This is a genomic window from Microbacterium sp. NPDC057659, assembly GCF_042799915.1.
Taxonomy (GTDB): Bacteria; Actinomycetota; Actinomycetes; order Actinomycetales; family Microbacteriaceae; genus Microbacterium.
Window position 1 is genome coordinate 171,843 of record NZ_JBHVHU010000002.1, and the last position, 12,564, is coordinate 184,406.

The 12,564-nt window shown below is 68.8% G+C and carries 10 protein-coding genes; 7 read left to right on the forward strand and 3 right to left on the reverse strand.

Annotation, left to right across the window (positions count from 1 at the left end):
* Positions 1 to 4: 4 nt before the first annotated feature.
* Both ACFVAE_RS09480 and ACFVAE_RS09485 read right to left on the reverse strand, forming a co-directional pair.
* A complete protein-coding gene (locus ACFVAE_RS09480; protein WP_378890981.1) occupies positions 5 to 1,702 on the reverse strand; it encodes an ABC transporter substrate-binding protein in 1,698 nt (565 codons plus the stop codon).
* Positions 1,703 to 1,808: 106 nt separating this feature from the next.
* Complete coding sequence (locus ACFVAE_RS09485) at positions 1,809 to 2,543, reverse strand: formylglycine-generating enzyme family protein (protein ID WP_378890983.1); 735 nt, start codon at positions 2,541 to 2,543, stop codon at positions 1,809 to 1,811.
* A gap of 172 nt (positions 2,544 to 2,715) precedes the next feature.
* On the opposite strand from ACFVAE_RS09485, the gene nhaA reads away from it, so the two are divergent.
* Positions 2,716 to 4,014, forward strand: coding sequence for a Na+/H+ antiporter NhaA (nhaA, locus tag ACFVAE_RS09490; protein ID WP_378890986.1), 1,299 nt, complete (start codon positions 2,716 to 2,718; stop codon positions 4,012 to 4,014).
* Positions 4,015 to 4,276: 262 nt separating this feature from the next.
* On the forward strand, positions 4,277 to 5,302 hold the full coding sequence (locus tag ACFVAE_RS09495) for a LacI family DNA-binding transcriptional regulator (protein WP_378890988.1): 1,026 nt from the start codon (positions 4,277 to 4,279) through the stop codon (positions 5,300 to 5,302).
* Positions 5,303 to 5,328: 26 nt separating this feature from the next.
* On the opposite strand, the gene ACFVAE_RS09500 is transcribed toward ACFVAE_RS09495, so the two are convergent.
* Positions 5,329 to 6,504, reverse strand: a complete 1,176-nt coding sequence (locus ACFVAE_RS09500) for a Cmx/CmrA family chloramphenicol efflux MFS transporter (RefSeq protein WP_378890990.1) — start codon at positions 6,502 to 6,504, stop codon at positions 5,329 to 5,331.
* Positions 6,505 to 6,788: 284 nt separating this feature from the next.
* Between ACFVAE_RS09500 and ACFVAE_RS09505 the strand changes: the two genes are divergently transcribed.
* The 5 genes from ACFVAE_RS09505 (at position 6,789) to ACFVAE_RS09525 (ending at position 12,557) form a co-directional block, all read left to right on the forward strand.
* The gene (locus tag ACFVAE_RS09505) at positions 6,789 to 7,658 is read left to right on the forward strand and encodes an ROK family protein (protein ID WP_378890994.1); all 870 of its coding nucleotides are present in this window, start codon (positions 6,789 to 6,791) and stop codon (positions 7,656 to 7,658) included.
* On the forward strand, positions 7,655 to 9,481 hold the full coding sequence (locus ACFVAE_RS09510) for a class I mannose-6-phosphate isomerase (protein ID WP_378890996.1): 1,827 nt from the start codon (positions 7,655 to 7,657) through the stop codon (positions 9,479 to 9,481). The genes ACFVAE_RS09505 and ACFVAE_RS09510 overlap by 4 nt, the downstream gene beginning before the upstream one ends.
* 112 nt (positions 9,482 to 9,593) lie before the next feature.
* On the forward strand, positions 9,594 to 10,859 hold the full coding sequence (locus ACFVAE_RS09515; protein WP_378890999.1) for an ABC transporter substrate-binding protein: 1,266 nt from the start codon (positions 9,594 to 9,596) through the stop codon (positions 10,857 to 10,859).
* A gap of 8 nt (positions 10,860 to 10,867) precedes the next feature.
* Positions 10,868 to 11,743 (forward strand): carbohydrate ABC transporter permease, encoded by an 876-nt coding sequence (locus ACFVAE_RS09520; RefSeq protein ID WP_378891002.1) that lies wholly within the window; start codon positions 10,868 to 10,870, stop codon positions 11,741 to 11,743.
* Position 11,744: 1 nt separating this feature from the next.
* On the forward strand, positions 11,745 to 12,557 hold the full coding sequence (locus ACFVAE_RS09525) for a carbohydrate ABC transporter permease (RefSeq protein ID WP_378891006.1): 813 nt from the start codon (positions 11,745 to 11,747) through the stop codon (positions 12,555 to 12,557).
* Positions 12,558 to 12,564 lie beyond the last annotated feature (7 nt).

Consider the following 12,564-nt stretch of genomic DNA (forward strand, 5'->3'; position numbering starts at 1 on the left):
GGCGTCAGGCCTTGGTCAGATGCGGGAACACCAGGTAGCCGCTGTAGTCCAGGCTCAGCGAGAGCGGCGCGTACGGGTTCTTGTCGTCGGGGAAGCCCGTGTAGCGGCGCGTGCTGAACAGGCCGTAGTCGGGCGATTCGTAGAGCGGAACCACGGGGAACAGCTCGGCGAAGCGCTTCTCGATCTGCTGCATCGTGGCCACCTGCTCGCCCTCGTCGACCAGGCCGGTGAACTTCTCCAGCAGCGCGGTCGCCTCGGGGTCGCCGAAGCGGTGCGCGTTGATCGTGGACTGGGTGCCGACCGGCTTGACCGTGTGCGTCGACATCGACTCGTAGTAGAAGCGGTACGGCGTGGAGCTCTCGACCATGCCGACGAGCGTCACCTCGAACTCGCCGCCGTAGACCTGCTCGGCCCAGGAGTCGTAGGCGAGCGTGGACATCTTCACCTCGACGCCGACCTTCTTCAGGTCGTCGGCGACGCTCTGCGCAGCGGTGATCCAGTCCGTCCATCCGGTCGGGATGATCATCGCGTAGCTCATCTTCTTGCCGTCGGGGCTGACGCGGATGCCGTCCGAGCCCTTCTTGTACCCCGCCGCATCGAGTGCGGCGCTGGCGGCATCCGGGTCGAGGGCGACGGATGCGGCGGTCGAGTCGACCAGGCCCTGGTCGATCCAGCTCTTGAAGTGATCCGGCGGCAGCGAGACCGCGTTGGCCGGGTCGCTCTTGCCCCAGTAGGCGACGTCGACGATGCGCTGCCGGTCGATCGCCAGACTCAGCGCCCTGCGCACCTTCACGTCATTGAAGCCCGGCAGCGTGGTGTTCAGCTGCAGGTTCACGGTGCGGGTGCGCGGCCACCAGTAGTGGTTGTTCTTCGGGTCGCGGGCCACGTAGGTCTTGTCGGGGTCGGGGATGATCCCGCCCCAGTCGATCTTGCCGGCGAGCACCTCGGCGCTGATCTGGTCGTTGCCGGAGTACGAGCGCAGCGACAGTCCGTCGACGGCGATCTTCTGCCAGTAGTGCGGGTTCTTGGTGACGCGGTACACCTGGCTGGAGAAGCTCTCGACCGTGGTGAACGGACCGGTGGCGACCGGGTCGGGGTTGTCGAACGTGGTGGGGTCCTTGATCTCGTTCCACACGTGCGCGGGCACGATCACCTGCGACAGCACGGCCTCGAGCGCGGTGGCGCTGGGACGGTTGAAGGCGATCACGACGGTCTTCGGATCCTTGGCCGTGACCGAGACGATCTCGTCGCGGACCTGGGCAGAGGTGGCGACGAGCCCTTCGTTCTTGCGGACCAGTTCGAAGGTGGCGACGACGTCGTCTGCGGTGAACGGCCTCTTGTCGGACCAGACGACCTTGTCGCGCAGGGTGATGGTGAGCTCGGTGGCGTCGTCGTTCCAGGCGAACTCGGTCGCGAGCCACGGGTCGGTCTTGCCGGTGACGGCGTTCGAGATCATCAGCGGCTCGTACATCGCGTTGCGCGAGACCCAGCGCGAGGTGGCGGAGAACGGATTGAACGTGCGGGTCATGCCGCTCGGCGGCTCGGCGACGAGGCTGAGGTAGCGCGAGCCGTCGCCGCCACTTGCGCCTCCTGCGGGAGTGCAGGCAGTGAGCGCGACGAGGCCGCTCAGTCCGACGGCGCCGACCAGGAATCCACGACGGCTGACCCGGATGCGATCGGTGGTGGAGGTGATGTTGTTCATGCCGCGCTCCTTCGGGCGGGTGAAACTGCGGGATAGGTAACGTGAGAGACAGTATCTGAACGAGACAGTATGGTCAAGGGTTTTGCCGATGGGATGCGATGCGAGGTCAGACCGCGTCGGCGGCGAGCCGGAAGCCGACGCCGATCGCGCGGAGATCCGCCTCGTAGGCGCCGTGCCGACGCGCGCAGCGCGCGAGATCGCGATCGTGTCGGAAGGCGCCACCTCGGGTGATGTGCGGATCGAACGCCCAGCCCTCGAGGGCCGGCACCTCGGCCGGAGCATCCGGGTACGGCGAGTACCGCGTCGAGGTCCACTCGTCGACGTTGCCGACCATGTCGAGCACGCCGAACGGACTCGCGCCCGCGGGGAATGAGCCGACGGCGGTCGTCGTGCCGACACCGAGATCCCAGAGATTCGCGAGCCCCGGCCGGTACTCGTCGCCCCAGGGGAACTCGCGGTCATCGTCGCCGCGCGCCGCGCGCTCCCACTCGGTCTCGGTCGGCAGCCGCACCTCGTGACCGAGGCGCTCCGTCATCCAGACGCAGAACTCCGCGGCATCCGCCCAGGTCACGCCGAAGACCGGATGCTGCGCCGGCTCCGCCGGCACGGGCCGGCCGGTCGCTGCGGCGAACGGCGTCCACTGCGCGACGGTCACCGGCGTGCGCGCGATCCGGAAGGCGGGGACCGGAACGGAGGCCCGCGGCACCTCCTTCAGGTACCAGGCGGCGGGCACGCCGGTCTCTGCGTAGCGCGCGACGACGGCGTCCAGCTGCTCCGCGGGTGTGCCGCGCTGCAGCACGCCTGCGGGGATGTCCACCCAGTCGATCGGCGCAGCGGTCATTCGTCCTCCTCGTCATGCGGACACCGGCGGCGAGCGCCGGACGAACCGTGCTTCCATCCTTCCCGGATCCTGAGAGCCGAGGGCCGCTGCATCCGGTTCCTCCCCGGTAAGCTGGCCTGCGGAGTGTCGGGAAGCCTGGTCGACGTCGTTGTCCGTCGACCGGAAGGCCGCCATGTCGCCCACGCTCTCCCCCGCCCGAATCCGCGCCGTCTTCCCGGTCACCTCCCGCGCCGAGGCGCGCAGGATCGGCGAGATCCTGCGCAAGGAGACCATCGGCGGGATGCTGCTGGTCGCCTTCGCCGCTCTCGCGCTGGTGTGGGCCAACTCGCCCTGGGCGGACGCATACTTCGCGATCCGCGACACCGAGATCGGCTACGAGCCCTGGCACCTGAAGCTCTCGCTGGGCGACTGGGCGGCGGACGGCCTGCTGGCGATCTTCTTCTTCCTCGTCGGCCTGGAGCTCAAGCGCGAGTTCGTCGCGGGTGACCTGAGATCGGCGCGCACGGCCGTCGTGCCCGTCGTCGCCGCGATCGGCGGCGTGGCGGTGCCCGCTCTGCTGTACCTGGTCGTCGTCGGCGCGTCCAGCAGCGAGGCGAGCGGCTGGGCGATCCCGACGGCCACAGACATCGCCTTCGCCGTCGCGGTGCTCGCCCTCGTCGGGTCGCACCTGCCGGGTGCCCTGCGGATCTTCCTGCTCACTCTCGCGGTCGTCGACGACCTGATCGCCATCGCGATCATCGCGGTGTTCTACACCGACTCGATCGACCTGGTCCCGCTGCTGCTGGCCCTGCTGACGATCGCCGTCTACGGCGTGATCGCGCAGCTGTCGCGGCGGCTCTTCCACGTCCGGCCGGTCGCGGCCTGGCTGATCCTGCTCCCGATCGGATTCGTCGCCTGGGCGCTGATGCACGCCTCGGGGATCCACGCCACGATCGCCGGCGTGCTCCTCGGCTTCACCATCCCGGTTCTGCACCGGAGGGCGGATCGGGCTGACGACTCCGGACCCGGTCTGGCCGAGACCTTCGAGCACCGGTTCCGCCCGCTCTCGGCAGGATTCGCCGTGCCGGTCTTCGCGTTCTTCTCCGCCGGCGTCGCCATCGGCGGTGGCGACGGGCTCCTGTCGGCCGCGGCCGATCCTGTCGTCGTGGGCATCGTCATCGCCCTGGTGCTCGGCAAACCGCTGGGGATCACCGCGGCGACCTGGATCGTGACCCGCATCCGGCGCATCGACCTCGACCCCGCGCTGCGCTGGATCGACATCGCCGGCGTCGGCGTGCTCGCCGGCATCGGGTTCACCGTCTCGCTCCTGGTCACCGAGCTCAGCTTCGCCGCCGGCAGCGAGCATGCCGATCACGGCAAAGTCGCCGTGCTGACCGCATCCGTCATCGCCGCGCTCGCGGCCGCGACGGTGCTGGGCATCCGGAACAGGCGATACCGGCGCCTGGCCCGGGAGATCGACGGCGCGCGCTGACCCGCGAGGCGCCCGGCAGTCCGACACCGGCTTCGGATGCGAGGCGACGCCCCGCCGCGCCGCGCTCACGCCATACGAGCGCAACTTCGGATGCGGCGCGAAACCCGCCGAACGACCCCGTTCGACACGCGGCACGTCGCCCGCACGCTCCGCAGCTGGGCCCGGCCGGGACGCGGCCGGTCGACGCGATCGGGTACGACCCGCCACGGATGCCGCGTCCTGGTAACGTTCCCTCATCCGGATGTCTCAGGAGGTGCGGCGCATGGCCGAACAGCGTCGTCGGCCGACCGTCAAGGAGGTCGCGCAGCGCGCAGGCGTCAGTCCGATGACGGTGTCGCGCACCCTCTCCGGGGGCGTCAACGTCAAACCCGACGTGCAGCAGCGCGTGCTCGAGGCGGTCGAGGAGCTCGGGTATCACCGCAACGAGAACGCCCGCAGCATCCGGCCGGGGCACAGCAGCGGCCTGATCGGGGTCGCGATCACCAACATCGCGAACCCGTACTACAGCACCTTCGCCCTCGGGGTCGAGGAGGAGGCCGCGCTGACCGGTCGTCGCATCCTGCTCGGCAACACTTCCGAGGACATCGACCGCGAGACCGAGCTGGTCGGCGACTTCCTCGGCCGCCGTGTCGACGGGCTGATCGTCGTACCCGCAGGCGGCCGATCCGACCACCTCGCCCGTTCGCAGAGTCAGGGCGTCCCCGTGGTGCTGGCATCCCGCCGCATCGAGGGCCTCGCCGCCGACAGCGTCGTCCTCGCCGACGAGGACGGCGCGTACCGCGGCACGATCGCCCTCATCGACCGCGGCCACACCCGCATCGGCTATCTCGGCAACAGCATCACGATCTTCACCGGCGAACGGCGTCACGCCGGTTTCGTGCGGGCTCTGACGGAACGCGGCATCCGCGTGGACGACCGGCTGGTGGCGGCGAAGCAGCAGACCGTCGAGCAGGCCCGTGAGGCGACGAGGTCGCTGCTGCACGCCAAGAACCCGCCGACGGCGATCTTCTGCGCGAACAACCGCAACGCGATCGGCGCGATCACCGAGATCAGCCGCCAGCTCGAGACCGGCCTGCGCACCCGCGAGCACTTCCCCGAGATCGTGAGCTTCGACGACTTCGAGCTCGCCGAGCTCTCGCCGGTGCCGATCAGCGTGGTCGATCACGACCCGCGCGAGCTCGGCCGCACCGCCGCGCGGCTGCTGCTCGACCGGCTCGAGGGCGACGGGAAGGACGCCGCGCCCCGCGACGTCGAGCTGCCGGTGTCGCTGCGCCTCGGCGTGCGCTGAGACCGGCTGGCGCGGGACGCCGGCCATCAGTCCGCCTCAGCAGTCGCCCTCGTCAGCGAGTGTCTCGCAAGGAGCATGATGACGAGAGCGGCCGCCGTCAGCGCTGCGGCGATCCAGACCGGCGCAAGCAGCCCCGATCCGGTCGCGAGTCCGACCGCGCCGAGCACCGGCCCCACGGCGGCTCCGAGGTTGAGCGCGGAGGTCGCATACGAGCCGCCCATCGTCGGCGCGCCCGACGCCGAATACAGCACGAGCGTGATCAGAGTGCTTCCGACGCCGAACGCGAGCAGGCCCTGGACGAGGACGAGGGCCAGGAGCGCGACGGGATGGGAGGCAACCGCTGCCAACGCGATCCAGCCGGCCAGCAGGAGCGGACCTCCGATCGCGAGAACGAGGCCGGGCCGACGATCGGAGAGCCGTCCGGCGATGGTGACGCCGAGAAAGGATCCGAGACCGAACATCACCAGCGCGACGGAGACCCAGCCTTCCGCCAGGCCCGCCTTCTCCGTCACGACGGGCGCCAGGAACGTGAACGCGGCGAAGGTCGCTCCGTTGATCAGCGCCCCGAGCGCCATCGTCAGGATGAGCCGCGGCGCCGTCAGCTGCCGGAGCTCCGCGCCGAGGTCCGGCGAGGACGCGCTCGTCGCCGATCGACCGGCGTCGTCCGTGATGCCCCGGATGACGCCGATCAGTGCGGGAACACAGAGGATAGCGATCGTCCAGAACGTCGCCCTCCAGCCCATCGCCGTGCCCAGCAGTGCTCCGGCGGGGACGCCGGCCACGGTCGCGATCGTCGTGCCGGAGAGCAGGATCGCCAGCGCGCGCCCCTTTCGGTCCGCCGGTACGAGCGTCGCGGCCGTGCTCAGCGCCACGGCGAGGAAGCCGGCGTTCGCGAGGGCGCTGAGCGCCCGGGTGGTGAGAAGGACGGAGAACGCGGGTGTCAGCGCACCGATGACGTGACTCCCGGCGAACACCAGCAGGCAGACGCTCAAGGTCACCCGTGGTGGCCAGCGTCGAGCGAAGGCGGCCATCAGCGGCGCGCCGATGACCATCCCGACCGCGAATGCGGAGGTCAGCAGGCCCGCGGTGCCGACCGGGATGTCGAGGTCGGTCGCGATCGCGGGGAGCAGCCCCGCGAGCATGAATTCGGACGTGCCCATGACGAAGACGGCAAGGGCGAGCATGTAGAGAGCGAAAGGCATCGAGTGCTCCGAGGTGAGGGGATCAAGAAACGGTTCTTCTTGTCACCACGGCCGGCGCCCGGGTGCGTCAGACAGCCGCCTGCATAGCGGGCGGCGTGATCAGTGGTTCACGGGGCTGGCGGTGTGACCGACAACCCCTGACCTGTCCGATTCGGGACTCGACATGCTCGGAACTCTACACGCGGTCCATGGCGAGCAGGCTGGGCCGGATGCTCCCCCGTCGATCCGTTGACATCCGCTCGACATGCTTGGTATCGTTACCAACATTCGACCGAGGAGGACCGATGGAGCTGTGCATCGATTTCGGGGGCACCGAGATCAAGCTCGCCGTCATCGACGGCAGGCAGGTGCTCGCCTCCCGCGCCATCCCCGTGCGCGGCGACACCGGCGACCTCGCCGCGGCCGCCGACGCCGCCCGCGGCCTCATCGCCGGAACCGGCACTCCGACCGCCGCGGGCATCGCCGTCCCCGGTGTGGTCGAACCGACCACCGGGCGGATGCTGCACGCCAACGCCAAGTACGACTTCCTCCGCGGGCTCGACCTGCAGGACTGGTCGCGCACCGCGCTCGGACTCCCCGCCGTGATCGAGAACGACGCCCGCGCCGCCCTGGTCGGCGAGGCGGAGGCCTCCGGCGAGCGCGACGTCGTGCTCGTCACCCTCGGCACCGGCATCGGCACGGCCGCGATGATCGGGGGCGTCGCACTGCGCGGGCGATCCGGCCACGCCGGCATCCTGGGCGGGCACGCGACCACCGACATCCACGGCCCGATCTGCCCCTGCGGCAATCTCGGGTGCGCGGAGGCGCTGGCGAGCTCCTGGGCGCTCGGCGAGCAGCACGACGGACTCACGGTCCGCGACCTCTTCGAGAGCGACGCGCATCACGACCTCCGCGACCGCTTCCTGCAGGTCTGGGGCGCGACGGTCGTGACGCTCACCCACATGTACGACCCGGCGGCGGTCATCCTCTCCGGCGGCATCCTGCGCGCCGGCGACGCCGTGCGCGAGCCGATCGAGACCTACGTCCACGCGCACCTGTGGCCCTCGATCACGCCGCCGCGCTTCACCGTCCCGCCCGAGCCCGAGCTCTCCGTCGCAAGGGGACTCGCCGTGCTCGCCCGCGGAACCACCCACCACGACCAGGAGGATCAGTGACCACTCCGATCAGCGACATGCACGAAGGGCACACCGTCCGGGGGCGCTACGACACCCAGCCGACGGTCGCGCTGCCCGAGGGCGAGCGCATCCTGCGCGGCGCCGACGGCTGGGCGGCGGCTGCCGAACTCGCCCGATCCAGGGCATCCGCGCCGGTGATCCTCGTCGACGCCTACCCGGGTGCCGACATCCCGGCACTGACCGCCGCGGTGCGGGCCGCTCTTCCGGAGTGGAACCTGATCGATGTCGAGACCGCGGCCCGTCCGGCCGAGGAGATCGAGCCGCTCATCGCCGCCAACCTCACCGACGATCGCGTGTTCGGAGTAATGAGCCACTTCGTCCTCTCCGACTTCTACGACGCCGACGCTCTCGCCCGCCTCGCCGGCCGCACCGTCGGCGCCCCCGCGGTCGTCATCGGCTGGGGCGCGGCACTGCTCGCCCCGCTGCTCGATCGGCCCGCCGTCACCGTGCTGGTGGACATGGCCCGCTGGGAGATCCAGCTGCGCCAGCGCGCCGGCGCCCCCAACTGGCGCGCCGACAACGCCGGCGAGGACAACCTGCGCAAGTACAAGCGCGGCTTCTTCGTCGACTGGCGCGTCGCCGATCGTCACAAGCGCACGCTGTTCGACTCGCTCGACTTCGTGCTCGACGGCAATGCGATCGCGCCCGCCGAGCAGCATCCGGATGCCGCGGATGCCGGCATGATCACCGGGATCGCGTTCCGCCAGGCGCTGCGCGACGCCGCCGCCCGTCCCTTCCGCGTCGTGCCGTTCTTCGACCCCGGGGTGTGGGGCGGGCAGTGGATGAAGAACCTCATCGGCCTGGATCCGTCGAAGGACAACTACGCCTGGTGCTTCGACTGCGTGCCGGAGGAGAACTCCCTGCTGCTCGAGGGCGACGGCGGGGTCGTCGAGATCCCGGCCCTCGACCTCGTGTTCAGCCGCCCCGTCGAACTGCTCGGCGCGAAGACGTTCTCCCGGTTCGGCGCCGAGTTCCCGATCCGCTTCGACTTCCTCGACACCATGGACGGCGGCAACCTCAGCCTGCAGGTGCACCCGCTCACCGACTACATCCAGAACACGTTCGGCATGCACTACACGCAGGACGAGAGCTACTACATGCTGGATGCCGGCGAGGACGCCGTGGTCTACCTGGGCACCAAGGAGGGCGTCGACCGCGAGGCGATGCTCGCCGACCTGGCCCGCGCGCAGGACGGTGACCACCCCTTCCCCGCCGAGAAGTACGTCAACGCTTACCGCGCCCGCAAGCACGATCACTTCGCGATCCCCGCGGGCACCGTGCACTGCTCCGGGGCCGACTCGATGGTGCTGGAGATCTCGGCGACGCCGTTCATCTTCACCTTCAAGCTCTGGGACTGGGGCCGCGTCGGCCTGGACGGCATCCCCCGTCCGGTGCATCTCGATCACGGTGCCCGGAACATCCAATGGGACCGTGACACCGCCTGGGTCACCGAGAACCTCGTCGACCAGGTCGAGCCGATCCGCACCGAGGGCGACGTCGTCGAGGAGAGCACCGGACTGCACGAGCTCGAGTTCATCGAGGTGCGGCGGCACTGGTTCAGCCAGGGCGCCGACCACGACACCGAGGGCACGGTCAACGTGCTGAACCTCGTGGAGGGCGACGAGGTGCGGGTGGTGAGCCCCACCGGCGCCTTCGAGCCGTTCGTCATCCACTACGCCGAGACGTTCATCGTCCCCGCAGCCGTGGGTGCGTACCGGATCGAGCGCACCGAGCACTCCCGCAGCGAGCGCTTCGCCACCGTGAAGGCCTACGTGCGCGGTTCGCGCATGACCGACAACTGAACACAGCAACCCGAGGGGACTCCGCCCCGGAGTCCCTTGCACCGCAAGCAATCACCTTGGTAATCTGAACCAGATTTCTGGTAACGATACCAACCGAACAAGGGAGTTCTGAATGATTTCGCGACGCAAGATCGCCGCCGCAGCGGCAGGTCTGCTCATCGGCGGGATGGCTCTCGCCGGCTGCTCGGGGGACACCGGTTCCTCCTCCGGAGACGTCACCGGCACCCTGAACTTCTACACGGACAAGGCCGCGTGGAAGCCCGACTTCGAGTCACTCAACAAGACGAGCAGCAAGGCCGTGGACATCACCCTGAAGACCACGGGCTACTCGGACGCGAACCAGTACGACGCGTTCATCAAGCAGTCCTTCCGCACGGCGAAGTCCCCCGGCCTGTTCACCTGGCACACCGGCGACTCGCTCAAGCAGCTGGTGGACGAGGGCCTGGTCGCCGAGACCACCGACATCTGGAAGAAGGCGATCAAGGAGGGCTGGGCCAGCGAGGATCTCGCCAAGGCCTACACCTTCGACGGCAAGCAGTACTGCGTGCCGATGAACATCGCCTACTGGATCATGTTCTACAACAAGGCGGAGTTCTCGAAGGCGGGCGTCGAAGTGCCCACCACCTGGGACGAGCTCGACGCGGTGGCCACCAAGCTCAAGTCCGACGGGATCACGCCGTACTACCAGACCAGCACGCTGTTCACCTTCCAGTGGTTCCAGCACCTCGTCGCCTCGACCGACCCCGAGCTGTACGCGGGGCTCGCCGACGGCTCGGTGAAGTACACCGACCCGAAGATCGTCGACATCATGAACCTCTGGCTGGACGAGCAGAAGAAGGGCTGGTTCAGCGACCCCGGCAGCACCACCGACCCGGCCGTCGCGCTGAAGCAGGGCGACTTCGCCATGATCAACTTCGGCACGTTCTTCGCCGGCAACCTCAAGGGCGCCGGCATGAGCGACAAGGACTACGGCATGTTCGCCATCCCCGCAGTCAGCGGCGACCTGAAGACCACCCCGGTGGCCGTCGAGTCGGGCCCGATCTGCACGGCGGAGAACTCGAAGCAGAAGGACCTCGGGCTCGCCTACGCCGAATGGTGGATGTCGCCCGACGCGCAGACCGCCTGGAACGCCGCGCACGGCGACGTCGCCTTCAACCCGAAGGCGAAGGTGGCCGACCCCGCGCTGGCCGAGATCGGGTCGAAGATCTCCGGTCCCGACTACTCGCTCTACGACCGCTTCTTCGAGGCGATGCCCACGCCGATCGTGACCACCGCCATCGAGCAGTTCGGCGCGTTCAATGCCAACCCCGGCGACCCGCTGCCGTTCCTCGAGAAGATCCAGGCCACGGCCGACAAGTACTGGGCAGAGCAGAAGTAGGACGGTCGATGGCGCACCAGAAGACGCCGTACCAGTGGTCCGCCCGGGGCTTCATCGCCCCGGGCGTGCTCCTGGTCGCGGTCCTGCTCTACCTCCCCCTGCTGTGGACGGTGTTCCTCAGCTTCACGCACTACAACGGGCTCGGCAGCCCGAAGTGGATCGGCATCGACAACTACGTCGAGATGCTGACCGATCCCGACTTCGTGGGCTCCGCGCTGAACACCGTGCTCTGGGTCGTCGGCACCCTGATCGTTCCGGTCGGCATCGGCCTCGCGATCGCCCTGCTGACCTGGAACCTCGGCGGGGGCATCTGGCTGCGGCTGCCGTTCCTCATCCCCTACGCCCTGTCCGGCATCGGCGTGGGCGTGGTGTGGTCGTTCATCCTCTCCTCCGGCGGTGCGCTCGATCAGGCGCTCGCGGTGTTCGGCATCACCGATCCGCCACGCTGGCTGCTGGATGCCCCGCTGAACTCCGTCGTGATGATCATCGCCTCCGCATGGCAGGGCGTCGGCGTGAACGCGCTGCTGTTCACCATCGGCCTGCAGGCCATCCCGAAGGAGCCGCTCGAGGCGGCGCGCATCGACGGCGCCAGCGGCGTTCGACTCTTCGGCAGCATCCTCTGGCCGATGCTGCGCCCGCTCACCGCGGTGGTCGTCGGCCTCTCGATCGTCGCCAGCCTGAAGACCTTCGACATCGTCTGGGGCATGACCAAGGGCGGACCGGGCACCTCATCCGAGACGCTCGCATTGACGATGTACAAGGAGACCTTCGTCAACAGCGACTACGGCCTCGGCTCGGCGATCGCGGTGTTCCTCACCGTCATCACCCTCATCGCCTCCGTGCTGTATCTGCGCCAGCAGCTGTCCCCGAAGAACGAGATGTGACATGTCCAAGACCATCCGCACCGTCGTCCTCATCGTCCTCGGCATCATCTGGCTGATGCCCGCCTACCTCCTCGTCGTGAACGCGATGAAGGATCCGACCACCTTCACGTCGAAGACGTCGTGGGTGCCCACCGACTTCCACCTGTTCCAGAACTTCGCCGACGCGTTCGAGCTCTCGGGTCTCGGCAGCAGCATCCTCAGCACCCTGATCTACTCGATCGTCTCGCCCACCATCGCCGTGCTGGTCGGCGCGGCCGCCGGATTCGCGATCGTCGCGCTGCGGCTGAAGCGCGGGTTCCTGTGGTTCGTGGTGATCTTCGGCGGCACGGTGTTCCCGCTGCAGATGGTGCTGCTGCCCCTGTTCGACGCCTACTCGCGCATCGGCCTGTTCGACACCAGGGTGGGCATGGTCATCATCTACACCGTGATCTCCATCCCGTTCTCGGCCTTCGTGATGCGCAACTTCTTCACCGGGGTCGCGCACAACGTGTTCGAGGCCGCCGTGCTCGACGGCGCGACCACCTGGCGCATCTTCATCCGCCTGTACCTGCCGATGGCCTCCAGCGCGCTGGTGGCGATCTTCATCCTGCAGGCGACGTTCGTGTGGAACGACCTGCTGCTGGGTCTGACCCTCAGCCAGTCCGACGACATCCGCCCGATCATCACGACCCTGTCGGGCATGCAGAGCACCTACGGCGGGGCGCAGATGTCCACCGTGCTCGCCGCCGCCGTGCTCGTCTCGCTCCCCACCGTGGTGCTGTTCCTGTGCACCCAGAGGTTCTTCGCCAAGGGACTGGCGCTCGGCCAGTACTGACCCCGCT